18 protein-coding genes and 1 pseudogene are annotated in these 24,403 nt (G+C 57.6%); 8 read left to right on the top strand and 11 right to left on the bottom strand.

All coding sequences use genetic code 11. The annotated features are described in order from the left end of the window. Positions 1 to 11: 11 nt before the first annotated feature. The 3 genes from AC07OX_RS15355 to AC07OX_RS15345 all read right to left on the bottom strand — a co-directional run bounded on the left by AC07OX_RS15355 (position 12) and on the right by AC07OX_RS15345 (position 4,890). Positions 12 to 3,281 (bottom strand): AAA domain-containing protein, encoded by a 3,270-nt coding sequence (locus AC07OX_RS15355; RefSeq protein WP_495262000.1) that lies wholly within the window; start codon positions 3,279 to 3,281, stop codon positions 12 to 14. An 84-nt stretch (positions 3,282 to 3,365) separates the two neighbouring features. Continuing rightward, a complete protein-coding gene (locus tag AC07OX_RS15350) occupies positions 3,366 to 3,659 on the bottom strand; it encodes a hypothetical protein (RefSeq protein WP_495261963.1) in 294 nt (97 codons plus the stop codon). 298 nt (positions 3,660 to 3,957) lie between these two features. Further along, positions 3,958 to 4,890 (bottom strand): DUF5655 domain-containing protein, encoded by a 933-nt coding sequence (locus tag AC07OX_RS15345; RefSeq protein WP_495261962.1) that lies wholly within the window; start codon positions 4,888 to 4,890, stop codon positions 3,958 to 3,960. Positions 4,891 to 5,041: 151 nt separating this feature from the next. Between AC07OX_RS15345 and AC07OX_RS15340 the strand changes: the two genes are divergently transcribed. The 4 genes from AC07OX_RS15340 to tnpB all read left to right on the top strand — a co-directional run bounded on the left by AC07OX_RS15340 (position 5,042) and on the right by tnpB (position 7,890). Continuing rightward, positions 5,042 to 5,908 carry a restriction endonuclease gene (locus AC07OX_RS15340; RefSeq protein WP_495261961.1) on the top strand — a complete coding sequence of 289 codons (867 nt, stop codon included), beginning with the start codon at positions 5,042 to 5,044 and terminating at the stop codon, positions 5,906 to 5,908. Beyond that, positions 5,872 to 6,684: a PIN domain-containing protein gene (locus AC07OX_RS15335; RefSeq protein WP_495261960.1), complete on the top strand. Its 813-nt coding sequence runs from the start codon at positions 5,872 to 5,874 to the stop codon at positions 6,682 to 6,684. Before AC07OX_RS15340 ends, AC07OX_RS15335 begins: the two co-directional genes overlap by 37 nt. Positions 6,685 to 6,830: 146 nt before the next feature. Further along, positions 6,831 to 7,190: a hypothetical protein gene (locus AC07OX_RS15330; protein ID WP_495261959.1), complete on the top strand. Its 360-nt coding sequence runs from the start codon at positions 6,831 to 6,833 to the stop codon at positions 7,188 to 7,190. A gap of 259 nt (positions 7,191 to 7,449) precedes the next feature. Continuing rightward, the gene (tnpB, locus tag AC07OX_RS15325; RefSeq protein WP_495261958.1) at positions 7,450 to 7,890 is read left to right on the top strand and encodes an IS66 family insertion sequence element accessory protein TnpB; all 441 of its coding nucleotides are present in this window, start codon (positions 7,450 to 7,452) and stop codon (positions 7,888 to 7,890) included. A gap of 282 nt (positions 7,891 to 8,172) precedes the next feature. Here the strand turns inward: tnpB and AC07OX_RS15320 are convergent, their stop codons facing one another. Beyond that, positions 8,173 to 9,141: a hypothetical protein gene (locus AC07OX_RS15320; protein WP_495261957.1), complete on the bottom strand. Its 969-nt coding sequence runs from the start codon at positions 9,139 to 9,141 to the stop codon at positions 8,173 to 8,175. 662 nt (positions 9,142 to 9,803) lie between these two features. Between AC07OX_RS15320 and AC07OX_RS15315 the strand changes: the two genes are divergently transcribed. The 4 genes from AC07OX_RS15315 (at position 9,804) to AC07OX_RS15300 (ending at position 14,416) form a co-directional block, all read left to right on the top strand. Beyond that, complete coding sequence (locus AC07OX_RS15315; RefSeq protein ID WP_495261956.1) at positions 9,804 to 10,709, top strand: TnsA endonuclease N-terminal domain-containing protein; 906 nt, start codon at positions 9,804 to 9,806, stop codon at positions 10,707 to 10,709. Next, positions 10,697 to 12,892: a TnsB C-terminal domain-containing protein gene (locus AC07OX_RS15310; protein WP_495261955.1), complete on the top strand. Its 2,196-nt coding sequence runs from the start codon at positions 10,697 to 10,699 to the stop codon at positions 12,890 to 12,892. Before AC07OX_RS15315 ends, AC07OX_RS15310 begins: the two co-directional genes overlap by 13 nt. Continuing rightward, a complete protein-coding gene (locus tag AC07OX_RS15305; protein ID WP_495261954.1) occupies positions 12,889 to 14,139 on the top strand; it encodes an ATP-binding protein in 1,251 nt (416 codons plus the stop codon). Before AC07OX_RS15310 ends, AC07OX_RS15305 begins: the two co-directional genes overlap by 4 nt. 88 nt (positions 14,140 to 14,227) lie before the next feature. Beyond that, complete coding sequence (locus tag AC07OX_RS15300) at positions 14,228 to 14,416, top strand: hypothetical protein (protein WP_495261953.1); 189 nt, start codon at positions 14,228 to 14,230, stop codon at positions 14,414 to 14,416. Here AC07OX_RS15300 and AC07OX_RS15295 read toward each other — a convergent pair. The 7 genes and pseudogenes from AC07OX_RS15295 to AC07OX_RS15265 all read right to left on the bottom strand — a co-directional run bounded on the left by AC07OX_RS15295 (position 14,413) and on the right by AC07OX_RS15265 (position 23,991). Beyond that, complete coding sequence (locus tag AC07OX_RS15295; RefSeq protein ID WP_495261952.1) at positions 14,413 to 15,606, bottom strand: TniQ family protein; 1,194 nt, start codon at positions 15,604 to 15,606, stop codon at positions 14,413 to 14,415. The genes AC07OX_RS15300 and AC07OX_RS15295 overlap by 4 nt on opposite strands. 410 nt (positions 15,607 to 16,016) lie before the next feature. Then, positions 16,017 to 17,762 carry a TnsD family Tn7-like transposition protein gene (locus tag AC07OX_RS15290; RefSeq protein WP_495261951.1) on the bottom strand — a complete coding sequence of 582 codons (1,746 nt, stop codon included), beginning with the start codon at positions 17,760 to 17,762 and terminating at the stop codon, positions 16,017 to 16,019. A gap of 73 nt (positions 17,763 to 17,835) precedes the next feature. Continuing rightward, positions 17,836 to 17,994: pseudogene (locus tag AC07OX_RS15285) on the bottom strand (hypothetical protein); the annotation flags it as partial. A gap of 166 nt (positions 17,995 to 18,160) precedes the next feature. Then, a complete protein-coding gene (locus tag AC07OX_RS15280; RefSeq protein WP_495261950.1) occupies positions 18,161 to 19,036 on the bottom strand; it encodes a hypothetical protein in 876 nt (291 codons plus the stop codon). Further along, on the bottom strand, positions 19,033 to 20,583 hold the full coding sequence (locus AC07OX_RS15275) for an AAA family ATPase (RefSeq protein ID WP_495261949.1): 1,551 nt from the start codon (positions 20,581 to 20,583) through the stop codon (positions 19,033 to 19,035). The genes AC07OX_RS15280 and AC07OX_RS15275 overlap by 4 nt, the downstream gene beginning before the upstream one ends. After that, complete coding sequence (locus tag AC07OX_RS15270) at positions 20,573 to 22,537, bottom strand: restriction endonuclease subunit S (RefSeq protein WP_495261948.1); 1,965 nt, start codon at positions 22,535 to 22,537, stop codon at positions 20,573 to 20,575. The genes AC07OX_RS15275 and AC07OX_RS15270 overlap by 11 nt, the downstream gene beginning before the upstream one ends. After that, positions 22,534 to 23,991, bottom strand: a complete 1,458-nt coding sequence (locus tag AC07OX_RS15265; protein WP_495261947.1) for a class I SAM-dependent DNA methyltransferase — start codon at positions 23,989 to 23,991, stop codon at positions 22,534 to 22,536. Before AC07OX_RS15265 ends, AC07OX_RS15270 begins: the two co-directional genes overlap by 4 nt. Positions 23,992 to 24,403 lie beyond the last annotated feature (412 nt).

The raw sequence follows: 24,403 nt of genomic DNA, 5'->3' as shown, positions 1-24,403 counted from the left end.
CTTGCGTTGCTTCACTTAGCATTTCGTGTCTCGCAAGTCTTAGGGTGGTTGTCGATGTGATCGATCACCTTCTCAAACGGGTTGTCTTCCTCAACGGCATAGCAGAACCGCTGGTCTCCTACGATCACGAGAAGATCCCTCGGCCTAGACAGTGCGACATTCAGGCGGTTTGCGCTACGCAAGAATCCGAGCCAACCACTGTCATTACTAAGCGTGACGGAGAACACGGTCACGTCTGTCTCGCGCCCTTGAAATGAGTCCACGGTGGCCACTTCAATAAACAATGAGCCGAACGCGCTCTTCTGAATGCTGGCATCCAGTGCATGAGCCTGAGCTGCGTACGCGGCAATCACGGAGACGGACACTTGAGCTTTCGCGCGTCCGGCGCCATGTTGCAGACGCTTGAGGACTTCGAGAACGATCTCTTGCTCGCCTCGATTTACATAGGTGTAGCCCTGCCGCTTCTGTGACGAACCGTATGAATCGATCCAGACTACAGGCTTCGGAAAGATCTTCTGCAGCCACCCAGGGCGTTGGCTATCGGGCCTCTTGTTGACTAGGGTCTTGTTGTAGAACGCATGGCTGATTAGCTCGCCAATCCCCTGGCACATGCGATGTTGGTGCGTCAGTTGGAAGACGCACTCTGAGGGCAATCGAGAGAGAAGGTAGTCAAGCAGTGTCTCCTTGGCCTCTGAGTCGCTGTAGTCGTCAAGCTCAAGCGCACCGCTATCAAATGGCGGAAGCTGTTTCGGATCACCCACGATCAAAAAACGCTCACTTCGAACCATCGGAACAAGCGCCTCTGCTGGAGTTGCTTTGGACGCCTCATCGATGATGCAGAGGTCAAACTTGATCCCGGGAAGCGCCTCAATGCTTCCCAGCCCAACGCACGTTCCGGCGACCACTGCTGCCGAACGCAGCACCGGCTCTTCGAACTGCTTCAGCTGTCCTAGCAAATCGAGCCATGAGACCTGCATCTCGATCTCTCGTCTGAGCTGCGACCAGACGTCTCCCGTTCCCTTGATGACCCCGAGACACTCCTCTAGCTCCCCATCTGGGGCGTTCGCGATGAACTGACCATCGGGTCCAAGCTCACGCAACTCATTGCGGAGGTGTTCGATCACCTCCGCCAGTCGCTTTGCCTCCTCTTGCAATTCATCTACCGACATCGCTGCGGCAGTGGCGTTCTCAACCGAGAGATCCGCTGCTGAGGTCGCGGTTCCAGTGTTCTCAAGCGAGGCCGTCCCTGCTGCAATTTGAGCCACAACTGTCGCGGCGCGTTTGGTTGCAAGAAGCAACGCCTCCAGTCGGACAGCCCTTTCCACCTCACCGGCATCTAGCTTCAGTTGCTTCGCCCTCTGTTCAGCGAATTGGCGTGCGTTCTTCGCAGTGCGCATGCACCATCCGGCAACGCACTGTTGAAGCGTGACCTCTCTAACACGCTCCGCGACCTTTTCATCTCCAGCCCGAGCAATCCGCACCACCCGATCCTTGAGCTCCGGTTCGTCCAGCAACTTGGAGATGATGTGGTCGATGGCAATGTGCGTCTGCGCCGCGACCAAGATGCGAGCGGTCGGCAGCTGCTTCAGGAAGCGGCGAAGGATCTCCGTTATCAGCGTTGTCTTGCCCGTCCCTGGTGGTCCTCGAACAGCCAGGATCTGCCGCAAGCCAAGCGCGGCCTGTAAAACAGCAACCTTGTCTTCACTGAAATTTTCGGGAGCGACGTCGACAACTTGGTCTGGTGCCTCTGCAGTTTCCGGCTTGAGCAGAAGTCGCTTGAGTCCGGGTAGCGCGGTCATTTCAGCACGCACAGCCTTGATCGCATCGTCTTGCCGCTCCAGCGCCCGCCGCTGTGCGGTGATATCAACCTCCAGCACGCCTTGCGCTTGGAGAACGCCCCGGACTGGGCCCACTTGACGCAGGAAGATGCGGTCGCGGGCAACGCGTCTGATCTCAAACACGTTGATGTTCGCACCCGCTCGGATGACTCGGCGACTCCCTGTTTCTGGAGGCTCATAGCCGTCGACCCGCACCACATACTCTGCGCCTTCCCAACGGCCCTCAATATAGGTCAATGTCGGCAAATCCTTCAAAGCACGGGTGCGAGCGGCAACCACTTCCTGCAGCATAACTAGGTAGCGCTCCTCGTCGCGTCGCCTTTGCTCTTCCTTCTGGCGCTCCTCGAGCGTCGCCAGAATGCCGCTGAGGAAGTCAAGACACAACCGGGACTGCTCCACGTCGGCTCCAGTCGCAGAGCGTTCGGACATCGTCAAAGTCACTTCAACACGTGGTTCGAGGAGTGGCTCGTTGCCCGCAAGGCGCACGGTCTTGATCAATAGCCAAGGGGAGTCGCCCGTCCTTCCCCCCCGAAGGCACATGGTTCGGCCGAGGATCTCAAAGTCGCCCTGAGGTAGTTGCGCCACCTCGCACACCGGCTGAAAGTCATCCAGAAACTGCTTCACTCGCAGTTCCACCTCTTGTTCATCGCCCAGCAAATCTTCCAGATCCTCATGGGCACTCGCAAGGATCTCCACGCCGAGGAATCGCACCTTTTCGACCTGGATAAGCTTTTCGCGATGGAAATCGTCAAGATCCCATAGCAGTTCATTGGCTGTGCCTGGACGAATCTTTGGAAAGTCAGACAGACACTGAACCAGCTTGGCTACCGGAATCACAGCGCCAAGCTTCTCTGCTGCTTCACGGACGTCTGAGCTCGCTGCGAAATCTTGTCGCCCGGTAAGGCAGGCGACGCAGACAGCCGCCCAGGAGTAGAGGTCGCGTCGAACGCTCAACTCACCGTTGTCCGATTCCGGCGGGGTCCATGGCTTCGAGCCTAGATCCGCCAGAGTTAAACCCAGCTTTGTCTGAGCGAGGTCTCTAGCGATGCCGAAATCCGTAATCTTTGGGACCCCAGTACGCGAAAACATGATGTTCATCGGCTTCAGATCTCGATGCACGATGTCTCGCCCATGCGCGTACTGAAGAGCGACGAGCAGAGGACGCCCAATTTGCTCGTAGAACGTCACCCAATCGAGTGGCCCCAGAGCGGCAATTCGCTCCCGAAGGGTTTCCTCAAGCCATTCGAGTGTGATGAACCGATCGAGACCCTCCGTACCGACGCCAATCAGCTTGACGATGTTGCGATGGTCGAGGTTCGCCAGGGCTTCGAGTTCGCGCTTGAAGCTCATCGCGGCTAGCTCTTGGTTCCCATCCTTCCTCAGGAACTTGAGGGCACACGGTTGCTTCGAGCTCCTCAATACGGCCTTTCGGACCGTAGCCATACCGCCCTGTCGCTCCGTATCCAGCAGGTCAAACTGCTCAATTCCGAGATGAATTGGTTCCATAGATGTCGTGCGCGCGCCAGTTCAGTTAGAGGTCTTTGCCATGTCGGCTGTCAAACGCCAGCGTCGTCCCCTCAAGGACATCGAGCACGATCGGTTGAGCTCAAGACTCTCAATCGCGCCAGAGGTGGGCGGCAGCGCGAACTGTTCGCCGCGGTCAAACTCAGCATGAATGGTTTGCTCGACGTCGCAGAAGACCGACAGACTGGCGTTGTGTGTGACCATCACAATCTGTCGACTGTCCTTGGCGCGCTGGATGACGGGCAGTACCGCCGACTCCAATCCCTGCCGCGCGCGTGCATTCGGTGCTTTGCTCAAGTCCTTCCCTTCTGGCTTCGTCGACATCGACCAAGCCCCTCATTCAGGAACCTGGCGCCCTCACCTCGGGAGCGCCATCTTCAATTTGCTAATGACTCTACCAACCGCCCTCATGTCTGCCAAGGAGGGAAGTTGCTAGGCGGCTGGGTGTACCACGCTCAATAGATTCACTGCCCGGAATTGAGGAGCTGCAATGCGGACTATTGCTGCGACAGCTTCAATGGCAGCTCTTGACCGAGGCTGTGTTTCGACGCGCCGCTGTTGATTTCCATCTGGAAGTGACCCACTTGACTCGTGACTAGCCGCCAACCTTGTCATATGCGAGTTTCACAAAAGGCTTGGCAAGTTCAAGGTCCGCCTGCGTCTTGATGCTCACCTCAAGATCACCGGTTCCGAAGTGCCCAATGTCGGACACGTCTCTGGATATTCCCGGCGGGCCTGGATGCTGCTTCGGATCCAGTTTGAGGAAGACAAGAATCTTCTTCTGCTGGACTTCGACACACGCGATGTTCTGTGACGAGCGGTATGCAACGTAGAGCTTCTTGGGCGCCTCCTCGATCGTTGGATCGAGTGCCAGCATGAACTCCTGAATCTCGATGGCGAGGTCGGCAATCTGCTGCGGTTTGGATTCCAGATGCTGCTCGAAAGTCCAACCGCCCAGCGCCCTCGTCAACGCAGCCTTCTTGCCGGCGGCCACCATCACGGGGTCTTTGCCTTCAAGGACCGCAGCGGTTTCGGACACGGACCGCTGGAAGACTTCCTCCAGATAGATGGCACCGTTCGCAAAGCGTCGGAAGGTCCACAGTTCGATGTTTGCACCCATCACCTGAACGGCGTGCAGGTCGTACTTCCTGTAGCTGGGTGCGAGGCATATCACCCGTATCTCGGACCAATCAACTTCGACACCGGACCCCAGGACCTTCTGCACGGCGATCTCGAAATCACCGTGATGGTCCCTGAGCCAGGCCAGGTAGTAAAGCGACTGGTTGATCAGCTCGGACGAGGAGACATTCTTGTACTCGATGATGACGGGGTTGCCGTCCTCCGACAGAGCCAGCGTATCGATCCGCCCCGCGTGCACCTGGCCCGTCCTGAACTCAGTGGCGACGAAACTTGAGTTGAAAACCACCTTGAGGTTTTTCTCGATCAAACGCTGGAGCGTTCGCTCGTCCACAAAGTCGTCTTGCGCGACGGCAGTGAGGTTGTCGTCGGAGAGTTGAAAAAGAGGCATGCGTCGTGACGATGGTTGCAGTGGTACGTCGTAGGAAATGCAAGCGGCAGCGTTCCGGACCGAAGCCGTCCGCAGGCCGCCGGCATCACGTAACCGACTGTATCGAGTTTGATAGCTTTTGGGCAGAATCCGCCCAAAGGAGGAATTCACGATGGCGCGCCGAAAAAGAACTAGCCCCGCGGAAGACTTGGTTGACCTGATTGCACTCTTGCCTTGGTATGTAGGGGTCATCCTGGCCGTTGCCGGCTATTTTCTGCTCCACCGTATTGCGGCAGCACCCCTTGCCAGCGCCATGGGCCCGGGCGAGGTTGGGAATGCGGTGGTTGGCGCCGTCGGCCGCGGCCTCGCGACTGCCGGGCAGTATGTCGTGCCGATCCTCTGCCTCGTCGGCGCAGCGATTTCCGCTTGGCGCCGCCGCGCACGTCGAGTGCTGGTGGACAACGTGACAAGCTCGGACGCGTCCGACGTTCTTCAAGGCATGAGCTGGCGGGAGTTCGAAGTGCTCGTCGGCGAGAGCTTCAGGCTACAGGGCTATCAGGTCGTGGAGAACTTCGAGCCAGGGCCAGACGATGGCATCGATCTCATGCTTCGGAAGGACGGCGAGAAATACCTCGTGCAATGCAAGCACTGGCGGGCCTTCAAGGTCGGTGTGCCCGTAGTGCGCGAACTCTACGGCGCCATGGCGGCCAAGGGAGCCGCCGGCGGATTCGTTGTCACGTCCGGTAGATTCACGCCAGAAGCAGAAGCGTTCGCCAGTGGGCGAAACCTTCGGTTGCTCGATGGGCCGCAGTTGCACCGACTGTTGAAGCAGGCGGGAGGCAGCTCTTCTGCGAAGCCCGATGACCGCAACCAGGCGAGGCAGGCCCGCAACGCTGCACCCCAAGCTGCGAAGACAGCCGCGCCGACCTGCCCCAGGTGTGCACAGCACATGGTGCGACGCACAGCCCGAAAGGGCAGCAACGCCGGCCAGGATTTTTGGGGATGTTCGGACTACCCGCGCTGCCGCGGTACGGTTTGAACATGGGCGCCGGCGTTCACTTGCTGGTCGATCTGGAAAACGTCCAGCCGTCCCCGCTCGAGGTGGAGGCATGGCTCGGCGAGATCGGTGAGGCATGGGTGTTCTATGGCCCCCACCAGCTGAAGCGAAAGGCAGCTTTCGAGGTCTACAGCCCCCGCTCCACGCTCGTGCCGATCGCGCGCCCGGGAGCGAACTCGCTAGACTTTCACCTGGTCTTTTATCTTGGCTATTTGGCGGCCAAACATCCCGAGTGCCGCTTTGTCGTGCTCGCGAAGGACACCGACTACGACCCGCCGATAGCGCACGCGAACACGTTGGCGTTCTCGGTCGAGCGTTTGCCGTCACTGTCCATCGCGGTGCCAGCCTCGCTCAAGACATCGACTGCACCATCGAAACCTGCCACGACGCCACCGACAAAGCAGAGGACGGTAACGCCGCCCAAGAAGACAAAGGCCGGATCGGTAAGGGGCGCACCGGTGCAAAAGACCGAGGGCAAGGTGTTGCCTGAGGTGCAGATAGCACAGAAAGCCGTGGTCAAGAAGTCGGCTACCCGGAAGTTGCCGATAGCGATATACCGTGATCTCGTGAAAGATCTCAGCGGTCCGCATCGGCCCGGCAGCCTTGCGGCCCTGCAACGCCACATCCAGACCAAGTTTGGGCCGACGGCTGTCCCTGAAAAAGTGCAAATGCTCGTCGATCGGCTCCTCACGGCCGATTTGATTATTCTGAAAAGTGGCAAGTTGAGCTATCGATCGACACAGGCACAAAGGGTTTGATGGCCTTCCCGCGCTAAACAGCTGGACGAAGGCGACAGACTGCGGCAATCTCCTGCGATGCTGGCTTTAGGATTACCCTGCGTCGCCTCGCAGCCAGCTCTGCAAGCGGATGAATTCGATCCCGAGCGTATCGAAAGGAATGCACCGTGGCGAACAGAAACGATGACGCAGGGCTTCCAAAAGCGCCTGAACTGAGTCCCCCGGCGGGCTACGAAAGCTGGCTCGAATGCGCCGTCGCGTTGTTCGATCCGACTATGGCTTCAGTTGCGCTCAACGACGCTCCCCAGACGTTGCGCAGCCAAGTACAGAACCAGGTCTGGAGCGAGTTCAATGCATTGCGATCGAAAGCGGGGGTGCCGGAACTTAAACCTCGGGCCTCTCTGCCTGCTCAACAAGATCTACGTTCACTGCTGGAAATGATGGACGCAATGCCGCAGTGCGACAGCATCGAATTCGAACCCGTCGTCATCGGCGCCGAGAAAGTGGATTTCGATCCAGATCGTTGAATGGGGGAATGACGACCAGGAAGCCCAAGATCTATGGTGGCTAGGCGACGAGCACTATCCCCGATCAACAAGCCGGCACACGCCGGCGACGTCGCATTCACAGCGACGAATTCAAGGCAAACGCTGTGGTCAGCTGCATGCAGCCGGCTCATGTCCTGGCCGTTCGCATCGAGCTGCGACGTGGGGCGATAGCGGCTACCGTGACTTGGCCGGCGAGTGCCGCCAGCGACTGCGCGGTCTCGATGCGCGAGCTGCTTCGATGATCCGCATCGACGCGATGTGGCTGGCCGCGGACCCTATCGACATGCGCGCCGACGCCGAGCGCCTGTTGGCGCGTGTCGTGCAAGTCTTCGGCGCAGCGCAGGCGCACCATAGCTACTTGTTCGCGAACGCCCGCGGCACGCGCGTCAAGCTGCTGGTACACGACGGCTTCGGCGTTTGGTGCGCGGCGCGCCGGCTCAACTCGGGGCGCTTCGTGTGGCCGCGCACGACCAACGCGACGCCCTTGCTATCGCTCACACCTGCGCAGTTCGATGCCGTTGACTTGACTTCAGCCACTCGCAGACCCAAGCCTCCTGTCGGGTTCGGAAGTTGGCTCGAGTGCGCGATCTTGACCTTCGATGGTCACGGCGCCGCCCTGAGCTTCATGTTCGATGCCGAGCCCTTCGATCACGATCAGATCCAAGCCATGGTTACTTGAAGAGTTCAATGCCCTCAGGGCACGAGCATCGCTTCCGCCGCTCGCCGCCGAACCGGCTAGAGATTGACAAGTGGAATGTTCGAGACTTCGAAGCTGCCCCACCCAGGAACTCGTCGGGGGAATGCGCCGGCTGTTACCTATCAGCAAGGCACGGCATTCCGCTCCCGTGGTCGCAGTTGCGTGCAAGTTGCTGAACTAGGGGAAGCCACCCCTTGTCAACCGGTGCGCTTACGCAGCTTTCACGGCCGCCGCAGTGCCAAATTCTCCGCGTCCGGCGGAACCTCATCGACGGCGTTTTACCCGACGCTGAAAATCAAAGAACTTCATCAGCCGCTCGGACCTTGGATCCGATGAAGCGCCTGCGATTGGGACGGCACGTACCAGCGTGCTCATCGCAATAGTGAATCGGTCTTCAAGTAAATCCAATCTCAGGTCGGCTTGTTGGTTGATATCAAGCGGCTCGTCCTCATGCCATTCGGCCACTTCAGCAGCCAAGGCCAACTCCTCAGCCGCACGAAGAAACCCGCCCCCACCGAAACTGTGCTGCCAACCTCGATCACTTCCGAGCGGAAGTAGATATCGTTCCACGTAGTCTGCAAGGGGTTGCGCTATTCCGTGAGAAGAGAGCCAAGGCCCCATCATCAACAGAGATCGGCAGACGGCACGGCTGAAGACGTATGCCTGTGCGCCTCTGCCCTCCTCTGCTAACAAGCGCAACAGCGCAATCAGACACGCGAGGGAGTCGAGACCCACCTGTCGCTGCAGTCGTCGCAAACGACTGGCATCCCAGCCATCCAATCGCACCAGGTGAGATTGATCCGGGGTCGCGTTGCCCCTGACGAGGCTGTAGATCGCGGGTGGCAGCAGAACAAGCAGGCCCGCAAGCTGATCCTGAACTTTGAGATCGATGCGCAGAATTCGCCAAACCGGGTGATTGAAGAGTGCCCTGCTTCCGGGGAGCCACGGCTCGATCGCCGCGACCAGTGGCTCGCTCGGCGAATGCCTCCCATATTTGTAGCTTCGCCATTTCTTCTTTCGGTCGATCCTTGCGTCGTCAGACAACGCGAGCCGCGCCGCGAGCCATGCATCCATCTGACTGGGCGAAGTCGCGCCCGATGCGATCCTGACAGCGTGAAACCAAAGCACCGTGCGAAATGCTTCGGTGAGATGGCGCTTTTTTCCAGTCGTCGATTTTCGCATCTTGGATGCGAAACTGAAACTTTCCAGATCAAGTTCAGACGTATCAAGCACTTAGCGGTGATCTCGCTGGAAAAATGGGGTGACGATTCATCGTCATCATGCCGCTTGTCCGGCGTGTCTCAGCACCATAGCATTTGGAAGACCAAATGCGACATGGCGAGACGTGCAAAAAGATGACCCACCAAATCCGCTCGCAGACGACCTGGCGCGTGAACTCAACGAACAACTAGTTCGCCAGTTCGGGCCCATCCTGTCGTCTGAGGGCTTGGTGAAGGCGCTTGGCTATCGTTCCACCGCCGCCTACCGGCAGGCCGTGACGCGGGATACCGTCCCTGTGCCTTTGTTTCAAATCTCGAACCGCCGAGGGCGATTCGCATTGGCCCGTGACGTGGCCATCTGGCTCAGCCAACAACGACATGCCGTGACGGAGCGTGACAGAGCACGACGTACAGAGAGCGCCGAGTCTGCGTCCGTTGCGGCCGTGGAGCAGAAGGCATGAAAGCCATGCTCGCAACCAGGGAGGTGCTGCCGACGAATACATAACCGCACAAACAAAAACGCCACAGGTCGGCAAACCGGTGGCGTTTCGTACTGAGGGGATGCCCCAGATTTCTTGGTGAAATGAATTTACCCGTGATTCGCTCACGGGTCAAGGGCATCTCCTTTCCGATCGTCGGATGGCCGCAGTCGTGCGGCCGGAAAGGAGAGCGCACATGCGCAAAGGACAAAGATTCACGCCCGCCAAATTGGCGAAATGGCACGGCACCGGCCGAGGGACCGGAACGGGAACGGACTATCAGCCGTGGCATCAGGTCACGCGGGACGACCCCAGCAGTCGCGGGCGATCTCATCTTCTGAACTGGCGTTTCGGTCGACTTCATCATCTGCTCTCCGACCTCGAGCTCGTGGTGTTCGCCTTCGCTTCCATGCTGCCAGGCGTGATGGATTTGAGGGAACAGTTTCCGCTCTCCCACAACGAACACCCGCGCGAACTGGCGACATATGACGCACGCGCTTCAGGGGAGGTCCCCGGAACACGGCAGATCGCCGAAGACCTCGGATACCGGCATCCCCTGGCGCGTGCCGGAAAAGACGCATCCCCGTGGGTAATGACGACGGACGTCTTGCTGACGCTCAGAAACCAGGCAGGGCAGGTCGAGCTGCTGGCAGTCAGCGCCAAGTTCAGTGAGGAACTTGCTGCAAAGCGCACGCGACAGTTGCTACAGATCGAGCGGGAGTACTGGCAACGTCAGGGCGTCTCGTGGCTTCTGCTGACGCCTGACCTCTATACCAAGGCTGTCAGCACCGCCATCAGAGTCGGCATGCCATTCACGATCGGTCAACCCGACGTGGCCTCCGACCTGATCAATGGTTGCTCAGCACTGGCTTCTGACCTCGAAGGGAGAACGTGGCTGCAATGCTGCGACCGCATCGGCCGCCTCTTCGCCGTGGCCACCCAGACCGCGCAATGCGCTCTGTGGCAATCCATCTGGTCTGGGCGATTGCCAGGCAATCTGGCCCGGATGGTGCGAGCGGCAGAGCCCCTGGAGCTTCTGTCGACCACCGACTTCTGGCAGCAAAACCCCATTGCGTCGAGGAGAACATCATGGTCGCATTGATGTTCAATGCGGTGGTGCGCGCCGACGGTGAAGACCTCAGCGGGTTCTATCGAGTTGTTGCCACGCCGATTGGCGTGGCAACGGTATGGTTAGGCTACATCGGGCCGTGGGCGGACGTTGCCGAAGCACACGCGAAGAGCGGCGAGAAAAAGGTGGTTGGCAGCTTGACACAGGTGGCACTCGCCACGCTGGAGTCCATGGAGGCAGATGGCAAACTGGTTTGCGTCGATCTTCGTCCACCAGGCAGATTGCTGCTGTCTGCCGAAGATCTCAAGGAAGGCGAGAGAAAGCTTTGGGAGCGAAGGCAGACCCAAATGACGCCTTTCCTGAACCACGAGTTGATATCCGACGCGCTGATCCGTACATCGGGCATCGGTCCGGTAGTCGTACTTGCTCTGGGGGGCGGACATGGTACGAGGGCCACGATATACCGGCTCTGGAGACTGCTATGCGAACACGGCTTCGACGCCAGTTCTCTGCATCCACGGTTCGACCGATGCGGCGCTCCGGGGATCCTTCGACCGGCGCGGGATGGTCAAAAGAAGGTTGGTCGGAAGTGTTCGTTGGAACAGATCGGCGAACCGGTCCCCCATCCGCAACGCCCCACCACGGAGGCGGACCGGGTAAAAATCCTTCAGCATGCGCGGCTCCTGGCCAAGGGAGGACTGTCGTTCGGGGCGCTGTACGACCAGATCGTTCATCGCGTCTACGTCACACAATACGAGCTGACAGATACCGGACGGCAAGGCGTCGCGCCACCTCAAGGAAGTTTCCCCAACAAGCGGCAGGTCCGCCACATCATTGAAAGTGGCACAAAACGCCTCGAGCGCGTCTTGCGCGCGACCACCCAAGGGCACTTTCAGCGAAACCTCCGCGGGCTTCAAGGCAAGGCCTATGACAATGTCGCGGGTCCAGGACATGCGTATGCGATCGATGCCACCATTGGCGACATCCACCTGCGCAGTTCGGTCAACCGTGCCTGGCTGATCGGGCGACCTGTGGTTTACATGGTGGTCGACATCTGGTCCACCGCCATCGTGGGCTTCTATGTTTGTTTGCGGGGACCATCGTGGGATACGGCGAAGCTGGCGCTGTTCTCGGCCTGCAGCGGTCCGAGCTTGATGGCAGAGCTTTGGGGATTCGAGAACATCGAAGCTCTGACACCCGCTCCCACGGCACCATTCCAGGTTTGGACTGATCGAGGGGAATACGTGAGCGCGGGCGCACGGGAAACCTGCCTTTCACTGGGCATCAACTTCGCGATCGACCCGCCCTATCGTCCGGACATGAAGGGTCTGGTCGAAGTTTTGCACCGTATCACCAAGGATGAGCAGTACCGCTTTTTGCCAGGCGCCATCAACGCGAGACGCAAGGAACTGGAGAACCGTCCAAACGCAAAAGAGTCTGCGCTGACGCTGCGCGAATACGTTCGCTATCTCCAAGGCATCTTCAACCACTACAACCTGTTCGCCAGTCGCACGCATCGATTGACGGTGGAGATGATCGGTGCCGGCGTAGAACCCACGCCAGCGGGGCTCTGGCGATTCGGGCACGAAGTCGGGATTGGCTACCGCAAGGCCATGTCGCAGGACCGTCTGATCAGCGGCCTACTCCTTCGCGGCACTGCAGTGGCACGTCGGGACGGCATTTTCCATGAATCCCTCCAGTACGAAGCGGAAATCGCAACCACTCAGGAGTGGACGGCACACGCCAGAAACTTCGGGGCTATTCCGCACACGGTGTTTTATTTTCCAGGCTCGGTCTCGCGTGTTTGGTGGCCGGATCCTCAAGGTAACTTGAATGAGTTCTCGTTGCGCATCAGCGCTCGCGCAGGGCCGGACCACACCAGTGAGGAATGGCGGGACGCCCTGATAGTTGATCGGTGCAAACGTGACGATCGAGAATACAAACGCCTGAAAGCTGCGCTGCGCAACATCGAGGCCAACGAATTTCTGCGCAAGCAGGCGGTTGAACTTACCGCCGCAGCCGACGCTCTCTACGAAGGGCCCAAGCCAAGCTCGCGTGAAGCCCGAATCCTGGAAAATTTGTCCAGATCCAACGCCGAGCCCACCCCTCAAGACATGTCTGATCTTGGCGAGGGTTCCCAAGGCGCATCTGACTCAAGCTACGACGCGTTGATGGACGAGGTGTTTTCCTCCATGAATCGGGAAGCAGCCCAATGACGACGGGACACCTCGACACTGCGAGCGACCGGATCGCAACGCATCGTGGCAACATCTTGATCGATGCCTGCGGTCCTCCTCTGGAGCCCGTCGAGATCGGAAAGCGCCTCATCTACCGGCCGCCCAAGCCCGATGCGACTGTCTATCAGTCTTGCGCCCTGCTGGAGCATCAGGCTGCCGACATCTTTCGGATGCACATACCCACACCCGCCGGGATCGAATTAGCTCAGACCATAGGCTTCATGCTGACGCAGGGTTACGTCCACAGAAACCCATCGGATCCAGCGACCTGGGGACGCATCTACAGCACGATTGGCACGCAGGCGGCGGTCAGCCCCATCCAGTTGGGCGCGATGGTCACTGGCATTTCCGGCGCCGGCAAGTCGACAGCCATCGAGCGTGCGCTCCAGCTCTATCCGCAGGTGGTCAGGCACGAGAGAATGGCAGGCTTGGCCAAGCCCAGCCCGCAATTGCTTTGGCTCAAGGTTGATGTTCCGGAATCCGGCAGGATCATCGATCTGGTGGACAACCTGGTGCGGGCTACAGACGAAGCTTTAGGCACCTCACACGCGAAAGACCTACTCTCGGGCCGCCGCTACGCTGGCTCCGCCTTGGCACGCGAATGGCGTCAGAGGATCTCCTGCAATTTCCTGGGTTTGCTGGTTCTTGACGAGATACAGAACCTCTTCAAGATCGAAACGAAGGCCAAACGCGAGGGCTTGGCGAAGGATCGAAGCGGGCGACGGCCAGAGTTGCGAATCATGGATGACGAGGCTCTCAAGTTTTTACTGACACTGTCTAATTCTTCCAAGATCCCGACGCTGTACTGCTCGACCCCGGACGGCATGACTGCGCTGAACACGCGCATGAGCACGGCGCAGCGCATGCTCAGTGGGGGCTTTCACACCTTCACACATGCGCAATCGGCCGATGAAGATTTCTTTCGAAAGCGTCTGTTCCCAACGCTGTGCCAATACCAATGGCTCCCGGACAAGTTAGCGGCCTCTGACGAGCTGAGGCGCCTCTTGTTCGACCTGAGCGCGGGCGTTCCACGCTTGGCCGTGATGGCGTGGTTTCATGCCAGTCGGCGAGCGATTCAGCGCAAGGCTAGTGGCCTTTCATTCGACGACTTCAGGCATGTCAGAGAGCATGCACTAGGACCGCTCAGACCTGCCGTAACAGCGCTGTTGAGCAATGATCCGCGGCAACTACAGCGCTACGAAGATTTGTTAAGTGCCACCCACTGAATTCGGATCGGACAGTAGTCATCTCAGCACTGATATCTTCAATCTCCTTCACTCCATCACACCTACAACGCCGTCACAGGAGATTCCGATGTCCCATGAATTCAAGCCTCCGAAATCGCCGCCCGCAGAACGCGGTGACTGGTTCAAGGTCGCGGCGATGCACTTTGCACGCATGGAAACGGACGAGAAGTATCGCAATGAAGTGAAGCGGCGCACCTATAGGCTCGATGCCTTTCCACCGCATGTCACCCAAGAGAAATCTCAGGCGGACAACTAGACTGGCGTTTGGACAGATGAGCAAGCGATCCCGGTCGCTTCTCGTGGAGTAGAAGACTCCGCCGCCACCAAACATTGAACCAGCATCCGACCGACCGAGTTTCCCCCCCAGCCAACTGCGCGAGCGGCCGCATCAAGGGTCGCACCACTCAAAACCGACTTGACTGCCAGGCGCAGGCGTTCCGGACGATTTTCCATGCACTCTTTCCTTCTCGCCGCTGAGGGACTCAGAACTCGTGCAGCCTCCACATCGAGGAACGGAAGCAGCGATCTGTGCGTCGGGAGCTTTCTCTGTAGATCGTTGAACGCTTCGTCGACCGAGTCATACAACAGGGCGAAGGCCAACGCATAGTCATGATGGCATGACCCACTCCGCAGCCGCACCAAGGTGTCATCAAGCGACGGCAGATAGGCTCCCGGCGCCTTGCTCGAGAGCTCTTTCCAAAAGAGCTGTTGCCAAGGGCCGGAGATGCGCTCCACTGCCAGGTCGCTCAGTCTCGTTCCTATCGCGCGCTGCTCGACAACGAGGCCGCACGCGTACGCACGCGGTATGAGTGAGCGAAGGACTTGGAAGCTGACGAGCGGCCTAGGGCGATGCAAGAGTTCGGTGCACGTTTCCGCGTATCGCCGCAAAACAGGATTCTCGATTGCATCGGCGAGCACCGCATCAGATTCTGGTCGGGCTTTGTCCAAGAGCTCGTGCGGCAGGGTCTGCCATGTGCCCTGCCCGGTCGTTCGAAAGAGCGGGCACTCGTGCTTCTGACACCAGACCAGCCCGTCGATCTGTTGAGATCTGCGCCAATACGAGAAACCCCAAAAGCGAAGATCCTCATCCGTACACATCGGGCACAGCGCTCGGACGTGGACCCTGTTGCTTGTTCCACGGCTTCTCAATTGGCTGCTTGAGTAGCTGTCATCACACCAATCTGTGTTGACGGTCCCAACTACCGCACCGTCGTAAGGCACAAGTGTGTGGGCTTGAATCAACGTCGCCACGGATACACCCGCCACCGCGCTGATGACGGCGGGGACCTCATTCGGGGTGTCGTTCTTGCCCGCAAGTTGACGGCGAGCATGCGTCATGAATGAGGTTTCCGATCCCAGTCCTGCGGGTACAGCGTTGAGGCGAAGGACACGCCCCCAATAGCCCCGCGCGTCCTCGTCCGGCAGCAGAGCGGGGGAGTGAATCATGCGCGCCCCCTCGAAGTGGCTCGTCCTGAGCTGCCCTCGGGTGCCAGGACACGCAGAGCGCCCAGACTACGGATGACCAGAGCCAATGCCCTTGCGTGCTCAGGGGTGCCATCCCATATTGCGCCGAGCGCTTCGGTCAGCTCCGCCGGAGGAGCGGGCGGCGATTCCTGGTCGCGGATGGAAAATACATATTTGCATACCTCGTCAAACAAACGCGATCGCCGCTTCGAGTTGCCGGCCAGCACTCGACTGACTTGCGACTGGCTCGCGTTCAGTGCGCATGCAATATCCCCCTGGGCCAAACCGAGCTCGCGCGCACGCGATGCGGCGAGTAGAGCTTCGGCGCGAAGTGCAGAGGGTGTAGTCATGCATAATATTATGCATATTTGCATCACCCGTCGATAGTGTTCTCAGATGAGGCGATAAGCCTTCACTCGGCGGTGCCGGCGAGTCACGGACTCAATCGCCGCTCGCGTGAGCGGCAATCGATCAAGCGCGCCGAGCTTCGCCTTCAACTCCGGTATGGCTTGATAGAGTCGCCAAAGCTCGACATGGTCCCGCTGCATCCGATCGGCGATCGAAGCCGCCACGCGGAGAACTTCGGTGGACAAAGACGTGTCGCGAGAATCCCAGTCGACCTTGCCTCCCGCTCCTTGCGTGCGTGGCAATCGGACCTGTAGTGAATGCGCCATGAGCCAATCTCGATCGTTCCGATAGAGCCAGGCGTATGCAGCAGGCTGTTTTGCACGCAGCGCAGTGAGGCCGATTTCTGGCGCGCTCGCGATTTGCGTCGCCCAGCGGGAGCGAGCTTGCTTCTGATCTTTGCCGAATCGGGCCGCCTGCCAGATGTCCCGGAGGCCGACCTCCGTCCGGAGCACCCGCGTGATGGTCTGGATCGAAATGCCGTGCCGCTGGGCCAGCGTTTGCTTATCCGCACCCTTGCGCAGATCGGCAATGACGGCGGACAGCTTGTCCGGCTTCAGCGTCTTCGGTCGCCGGGCGACGGATATGCCGGCCTTCGCCGCCCATGCGATTGCTGTACTCACGTCGACGCCAGCTTCGGCCGCGGAGGCTGACGCGGACCGCCCCGAATCAAGGAGCGCAAGAACGGTCGCGTTTCTAGGGTCTAACTCCACAGGTCGCATCGGCATGGGGTGTTCTCGCTCGGAAACCGACGAGTCGATCTCCACGTACCGTTTCCAGAACGTCTCCCAATCCGGAAACAACCAGAATATCAACGACAGATGCCGCAGTGGGTGGGTGTTGCCTCGCGGATGAAAGAGCCACCGCTCAATTTGCCCTGCCGCTTGGTGGTCCGTCGATGGCAAGCCGGCCAGCTCGGGGACCACGCGCAATGGCGCGACTGCATCACGATAAGCCTCAGCCCACTCACGCCGCCTCGTTGGCTTCACGGAATTTGATGTGCCGCCGTCCAGGATCTTTGATCTATACGCCCTGCTTAAGGTGACGGGCGACAGGTGAATTCCCACAGGCAGCGCGACCCAGTTCGTCACCAGCGAGGCGAGCTTGCCGAGTGCGCAGATCACATCGGCCGACACTCCGTCTTCGATTGAGTCCCGAAGCTGGTCATGGCGCGGCAAGGTCCAGCCGAACCTCTCGACGCCAGTGGATTTGATGGTCGCCTCTTTGAGCACCTGTCCATGCCGCGGACAGAGCCAGATACCGGGCAACTGATGCGTTCTGTGCCAATACGGCGTCCCAAACGCCGCTGTGTCGCTTGCCATACAGGCTACGCACGCCTTGAGAGGGTGATGACCGCGGAATCGGCTCGTCAAAATCCCAAGCCTGAATTTCAGCATCCCCCGTGGCTCGTCTGTCAGAGATGCCAATGCTTGTCGCGCTTCTGCCTGCGATCTGAGGGGTAGGTAGAACGGGAGAATCGTCCTGTCCAGACCGATGTCTTCAGCGCTCACTGAGGCGTACGCAGCGCGATGAACAAACTGGCGGAGGCGCGAGGGAAAATCGTGTGAGCAACCCCGCCTTCCTTCACCGAACAAGGCAAGGGCTGTATGAGCTGCCAAGCGGTTCCCTGTCAGCACATGGTATCGGCTTGCGAGACTAAAGAACGTTTCATCCGGCAGCCAAGCTGGAAGGCATGCGACGCCACCGAGATCAAGAGCGAGCGAGGTTTTCATCACACTCTCACTCGGCTTCTTTCCTTCTTGGTTGAAAAGTCACACGGTCTTGACCAACAAACTCAATCGACGCCTACGTCAGGGCCGGCCCTCGCGCATCGTCACGCGCCGTCTTTGTGGCCAGCAGATAGACAGCGAGCGCTCCTGCCAAGTTGACAGCGAGCTCGGCTTGCCTGGGCGTAACGGCCGCCTTGCCTATTCCGTACGCATCGCTAAGCCGATTTCTGAGAGCTCCTAAACCGCTCGACTATTTGATCGCCCGAGGGGTCGATTTAAATACGCCCGACAACATCGAGATGACGCCGCTGATGCATGCCTACATTCGCAGAAATCGCACCATCAAGATGAACATCTCGCACAATTCTTGGCGCGTTGGTTGGCTAATTGATTAGCACCCCTTAAACAAGCAAAGCCTGACAGTCATCAATCCAGTGATAATTAGCCGCTTCAAGCCGCACCGCGCACCTCTTTGCGCCAGCAAATTCTGAATCATCGGCAATCAGCGCCGCAATTTCTGCCACTTCCTTGTCGAAGGAGGCTCTTGATTTCATGCAGGGCAGAGCGGAATTCCAAAGCTGGTGGTACGTATCAGCCTGCTTTAACTTTAGCTGTACGTTTTCCACTGCTTTACGCCTAGGGGTGGCCGTATCTTGTTTGTCGAGGTGGTATAGCCAGATAGTTGCTTTGATTCGAAGCGCATCTTCCCTTGTCCCCTTGTTCTTTTTTGGAAGGTATACAGGATTTCCGTCTGGGTCAAACCACATCAAGCTGACGTCAGATGCTGAGCAGGGATCCAACGGCAATACATCTTCGAAGATCTGTGCGTAAGGTGTGCCTTCTGGCGTACGACCTCCGCGAATTGGAAAGAAATCGGCTTTCCCGCCTTCGGTGGTGTCGTCTACACGGCGTTGATTTGAATGCTGCGACGTCAGGCGGAAATTCATCAACTCAAATGTAAGCCACCAATAACCATCCCATTTTTGACCGGTCTTCGTCATTTGATCGTCGACCTCTACCACTCGCCCCTTTGGTCGGAAGTGGTCGACATTTGGATCTGCCCCACCAAGATCAATCTCTGAGTACCAGCATTTATTACCAACGACTTTTTTTAGTGCTGCAAGGACGACAGGATTTCCCCAAGTAGCAGCGCGATTGGCTAGAAAATAGGCCGCCCTCTCGGCTTCAGCTAAATTTTGCAGCCCGGCCGTTACTTGGGCAAGCGTGGCGCGCACGGCATGTGGAAGAGAAACCTTTGTCGGATTCACAAAGATCACGCGTTACTCTCCTGTACGTCGGCGAATAGTTTGGATGCAAGTCTTTCAACTTGTTGATGTCTGGTCTCTCCATCTAGTTCGTCTGCACCTAAAATGCTTTGAAGTGCAAGTGTGTAGGCTTCGCGCGCTATGTTGCGATAAGGATCTGGGGAGGATTCAATGGTTTCCAGGGCAGGAACCAGCTTTCTCAGGCGTTGAAGGTTCAACTTTCGCCTCTCACCTTTTTCTGAAGTTGAGACACGGTAGATGCTCTGAAGTACACGCAAGCTGAATTCATCGAGCTGACTCTCAAGTCCGTACAAGGGACTTGTCAGCACGCCAGCCACCCCTGTTCCACGCGGGCTTTCTTCTGGCTGCAATGCGAAAATTCGCCCATCCAAGCCTCTGGACATCACGCGAATTTCCTCTTTGCGCAAACCCGCAACCAACAATGGCTGATGCGTCGCAAGGATAGTGTGACTGTTGCGTTGAATCCCCCCGATTTTTCGGAGGTGCCCCAAGTATTCAATGCCCCAGCGGGGGTTCAGGTGGGTATCTGGTTCGTCCAGTATGTAAAGGGATGAAGCATCTTGAGTGAATCGCATCAACCCTAAGACGGTGAGCAATTGCTGCTCGCCCTCGCTAAGTTGACGCGTGTGAATCGGTGAGGCAGCTCCTTTGACGCGAACCCGAATTCGAAAATCTTCGATGAGCCCGCTAAGGCGCATAGTGTCGAGAGCTTGAAACAGAGCCCTTGGGTCGGCGCCGTAAACTTTTGCAAGATCGTGCAGAGCACTCAGGTCTGGAATGAAGAGGTACATGACCTCGCGCGTTTCCTTGGTGCGGAAATCCGGCTGGATAGTGATCTTCTTCGAAATTGGCGCGAGTGAATGCTGACGGAAGGTTTCGAGTAGGTCCCGTACGGGCCCCTTTGCGCCCCAAAAATCGTTAGCTGTGGTTCCCTTTTTCGCCCAAACCGGCTTTCGTACCGTAAGGAGCGCGGAATCGAAACTCTCGATCCGTGGGTGACTTCTTAGGAATTCAACGATCTGCGCATCGCTGGAAAAATAGAACGCCAGAAGAGCGAACAAGCCGTGCACCGGACGGGCGCAAATAAAGCGACGGAACTCCAATTTCCCTGGCACATCCTTACTGCTTGGCGCTTTCAGCGTTGCATCAAGCGCCCGGCTATCATGGCGCCGGAATAGTTCTTCAAATCGATCACTTACCCCTGAGTAATAACCGACCACGTACTTGGGTGTCCAGTCGGCTCTCAGTGAAGCAAGAGAGATTTTCTTGCTTCGGGCTGTTGCCTTCGGTTGCTGGCCAGCGTCCGCCAAAACCAAAACCTCGGCATCATGCAGCAGGTATCGAATCTCATAGGAAAATGCGGATGCTTCGCCCAGATCGATATTGCGGAAGATCGTGATGATGGCTTCTAAAAGGTTGCTTTTAGCGGAGCCATTGCGGCCAATGATCACTGCGATATCGCAGCTCTCATCGAAATCAACTTTGAGGCCCTCAAGATTTTTCCAGGGGCTCTTGATCTCCAAGTAGTCAATCCGCATCGACGAGCCTCCGAATCTCCTCCCGAGCGCCGAGCGGGGCCGTTAGCCTCCCGCTGTCACGCGCTGCACGAATCAGGTCATAGAAAGCCTCCACATCTTCACTCAGTCCCGTTTGCATCAACAAGCGCTCGGGCGTCGTTGCTCCACCCAAGTCATCAATACACTCCAAAAGCTGATCAATAGTGTTTGCTGGGCTTGTTGCCATAAAACGTGATTCCTTCCCCACTTTGTGGAGTTCACTTAGTTCGGCAGAAGCGGTCGCGACAGACTCCAACTTGGAGGAGGCCCGAACAACTCCAAGCATTTCATCTAGAAGATTCTTGAGCAAGGCGCTGCTGTCGGTTTGGACAGAGGAGAGCAGAGTTTCGATCTGATCGCAAAGGTCGACGAGCTTTTCAACTTTGGCAATGATTCTATGTTGTTCCGCAAGGGGAGGGATCGGCGTGTTCAGCGAACGAATGTTGTTCAGATTCAAACCTGGCTTTCCGGCACCATATGCATTCTGAATCAATTCGTCGCGGCCTCCAGAGCCGGACATCAGACAGAGCAACAGCCATTTCGACAAAGCCGTTTTAGTTGGTCTGACCAGTGCGACGTGCTGACTGACGTACGCTTCGCCAAGATCGCGCTCAAGCAAGGCGGGATTCGTTACACCAGCCCCGGTTATCACAATCAAAAGGTCGCCAAGCTGGACTTGCGTTCGCGCACCTTCACTCTTAACGGGTGGATTGACGCATGCAATATCGTCCAGACGCATACGGCCAAAACGTATGTTTTGTGCTCGCAAAAATTTGGGCCCATTTTCTGCGTAGAAAGCTGCCCACCCGCGTGACCCGCTGGTAACGAAATTGCAGACCTCGCCTAAGTGAACAGCTTGCCAATTTACCGGAAGAGGGAAGGAAAGCGATGCTTTCCCTGGAGCGATTTTCTCCTTGGGTATCGCGCCAATTTTTACAAGTCGCGCCTTCTCTTTTCGAATTACTTTCAGGAACGCTGCCGCAGGTTCTTCAGACCCGTCCTGCGCCACAAGCAATCCTCGCACGGCAAGGTTTAAAATGGTTTTACGCAGCTCCTTGATGTGGTCGGGACGGGTGGCGAGGCGCGAAAGGTGGTTGAGGTAGAAGCGAGCGTATTCGCGTTGGATTTTAGGGGTAGTGCCGACCGCAGGCTGGTTCAGGCGCTGCAGGGATGCGAAGGCCAGGCGGTCGCGGCGGCGTTCACGCTCGTTCTGCGTGGCTTCGAGCCGGTCGCACAGGGTCATAAGTTCGTCCACACGTCTTTGTACTTCTGGCGGAAGGATAGGCACCGGGACTTCTGCGATCTTTCCAAGTGTCAACGTGACGTTGGCGGTTCCGATCATCTTTGATACCAGCAGTTCCTCCTTGAATGCCGTCAGGTATTCATACAGAAAACGTGCGGAGATAAGCTGCTCGTCGAACGGGAATGCAGCACACAGAATTGTCCCAAGCGCAAATTTGCCTTCTTGGTAGTGCAATCGATTGATGCTGGCATCACCGTGCCCCGTAGAGGACACCAATGGAATGATGGCCGCGGCGCCATCAAAGTCGAAATGGTCGCACGTCCTACGTTCTGCCGAAGTAACGACCAATGGGAACTCACCAGGCGTCGAATCTTGAATACCGGTTAGGCCCTTTTTCAAATTCGCAATACTTCCGAGCCTTGCAAAGGTGCAGTGCTTTAGATAAGCCGCAGGAATCTCGTCATCGCCAATGTTTAGATTCAGTTTTAACTTCTTGGCAGCACCTGTCGATACAACTTCATTGGCCTTGGCGTAGATACGGTTGAGCATTTCTTGCACATTCATATCCAACTCGGCAGCAGGCAATAACTTCCCCCGAACCGCCAAATCAACCACAAGGCGGCGAAAAGCTGGAATATTCGCAGGCTGATCGGCGACTATGTCGAACCGCGTTAATAGCGCGTTCACGTTCATCGAAGCAACGCCTCTTCAAGGATTGCCTTCAGTCGATCACGCAAAGATGCCGCCGCGCGCTCAGACTCCTCAAGTTTGATCAAAAGTTCTTCTGGATCGCCATGATCATTAACAAAGACGTGGGGATTTTTAAAGTCCAGGTTGTAGCCACGGGCTTTAACCTCTTCGGCGCTGACCTTCCACGCCACTTCAGTTTCCACTCGACCGATACGCTCAGAGCCTCCCCACCAGTCCACACAAGCGTCCAAGTGGTTGATACGTATAGGCTTGGTCATAGAGTACGCTGTCTGACCAGCGGGCACGCGGTGCTCGTAGTACCAAATTTCTTTTGTAGGGGTGCCTTTTTCAAAGAAAAGCAAGTTGGTGCCGATGCTGGCATAGGGCTTGAACACGCTGTTAGGCAGGCGCACGATGGTATGCAAGTTGCACTCTTCCATCAGATGCTCTTTCAGGCGAGTTTTCACGCCTTCACCAAACAGACTGCCGTCTGGCAGTACCACGGCGGCGCGGCCATTAGCTTTTAGCAAACGGATGATGAGGGCCAAGAACAAATCCGCCGTTTCCTTGGTGCGGAAATGTTGCGGGAAGTTGGTCTCAATGCCGTCTTGCACGCTGGCGCCAAAGGGCGGGTTGGTGACGATCACGTTCACGCAGTCCGCATTGGTGAAGCTCATATAGGGGCGGTCAAGGGCGTTGCCGTGGCGCACAAAGCTAGCGTCTTCCACCCCGTGCAGCAGCATATTGGTGACGCACAGCATGTGGGGCAACTGCTTGAGCTCCACGGCGCGCAGGTTGGACTGCAGGGCGGCTTCGTCTTGCACCGTTTTCACATGGTACTTACGCACGTGGCGGATGCTGCAGGTCAGGAAGCCTCCGGTTCCGCAAGACGGGTCCATGATGATCTCATTAGGCTTGGGGTCAATGCGGTCCACCATGAAGGCGGTGAGGGCGCGCGGCGTGTAGAACTCACCGGCGTTCCCGGCACCCTGCAGGTCGTTGAGCATTTGCTCGTAGATGTCGCCAAAGTGTTTGCGCTCGACCAGATCATTGAAATTGACTTCGCTGATTTTGTTGACAACCTGGCGGATCAGCTGGCCGTCTTTCATGTAGTTGTAGGCGTCTTCAAACACGCCGCGAACCACGCGAGCACGGTTGGCACCCTTGGCAGTGGTGGGAAGTTCTTTGAGGGTAGGGAAAAGGTCTCCATTGACGAACTCCATGAGTTCGCTGCCGGTGATTCCCTCTGGGTTAGCCGCCCAGGTGCGCCACTGCAAGCGCTTGGGAATGGGGGACCGATACCCCTCCTTCATCACCTTAAGTTGCTGGTCTTGATCGTCGATGATTTTCAGAAAGAACATCCAGCAGAGCTGAGAGAGGCGTTGGGCGTCGCCATCGACACCAGCGTCTTTGCGCATGATGTCCTGGATGGATTTGACGGTGTTTCTGGTTGACATATTTCGTTTTTCTTTGCTATTCAATGGGGGGCGTAACTTCGTCGGGCGGGCTGACGCCGACTTCGTGACCTGCCATCTGGTCGTCAAAAATACTTTCGTCTCTCTAAATCAAAGTGGCTCGGCGCTTTTTAACGCCGAGTCCGTGCTTCAAAAGCAGTTCCATCAGCTTGTAGCCGTCAATCAACGTGATGAGGAGCTCCCTAGCGTTCAAGCTCCCTATCGCTGGGGGAGGGGCTGCTACCCGTTCCGTTGACACGTTCATACGCCGCGCTTTTCCTTCGCCAGACAATTGTTGCAGGCCGGGACCGATGTCTGCACAGTGCAGGGTTTGCTGGGCGATTCAGACGTGTCCACCACCATGATCTGCACCCGCGTGCAAAAGTGGTGGCTGATGAAACTGCGAGCCAGCTGG

Source organism: Variovorax sp. GW821-FHT09D07 (assembly GCF_059416345.1).
The sequence above is the reverse complement of the archived record's forward strand: the minus strand, read 5'-3'. Positions and strand labels throughout refer to the sequence as shown.

Bases quoted from the DNA above. Each gene is read 5' to 3' on its own strand.
- AC07OX_RS15300 (WP_495261953.1), top strand. From the start codon at position 14,228: ATGTCCCATGAATTCAAGCCTCCGAAATCGCCGCCCGCAGAACGCGGT.
- AC07OX_RS15355 (WP_495262000.1), bottom strand. From the start codon at position 3,281: ATGGCTACGGTCCGAAAGGCCGTATTGAGGAGCTCGAAGCAACCGTGT.
- tnpB (WP_495261958.1), top strand. From the start codon at position 7,450: ATGATCCGCATCGACGCGATGTGGCTGGCCGCGGACCCTATCGACATG.
- AC07OX_RS15315 (WP_495261956.1), top strand. From the start codon at position 9,804: ATGCGCAAAGGACAAAGATTCACGCCCGCCAAATTGGCGAAATGGCAC.
- AC07OX_RS15295 (WP_495261952.1), bottom strand. From the start codon at position 15,606: ATGATTCACTCCCCCGCTCTGCTGCCGGACGAGGACGCGCGGGGCTAT.
- AC07OX_RS15305 (WP_495261954.1), top strand. From the start codon at position 12,889: ATGACGACGGGACACCTCGACACTGCGAGCGACCGGATCGCAACGCAT.
- AC07OX_RS15270 (WP_495261948.1), bottom strand. From the start codon at position 22,537: ATGAACGTGAACGCGCTATTAACGCGGTTCGACATAGTCGCCGATCAG.
- AC07OX_RS15290 (WP_495261951.1), bottom strand. From the start codon at position 17,762: ATGAAAACCTCGCTCGCTCTTGATCTCGGTGGCGTCGCATGCCTTCCA.
- AC07OX_RS15275 (WP_495261949.1), bottom strand. From the start codon at position 20,583: ATGCGGATTGACTACTTGGAGATCAAGAGCCCCTGGAAAAATCTTGAG.
- AC07OX_RS15340 (WP_495261961.1), top strand. From the start codon at position 5,042: ATGGCGCGCCGAAAAAGAACTAGCCCCGCGGAAGACTTGGTTGACCTG.
- AC07OX_RS15265 (WP_495261947.1), bottom strand. From the start codon at position 23,991: ATGTCAACCAGAAACACCGTCAAATCCATCCAGGACATCATGCGCAAA.
- AC07OX_RS15335 (WP_495261960.1), top strand. From the start codon at position 5,872: ATGTTCGGACTACCCGCGCTGCCGCGGTACGGTTTGAACATGGGCGCC.
- AC07OX_RS15345 (WP_495261962.1), bottom strand. From the start codon at position 4,890: ATGCCTCTTTTTCAACTCTCCGACGACAACCTCACTGCCGTCGCGCAA.
- AC07OX_RS15310 (WP_495261955.1), top strand. From the start codon at position 10,697: ATGGTCGCATTGATGTTCAATGCGGTGGTGCGCGCCGACGGTGAAGAC.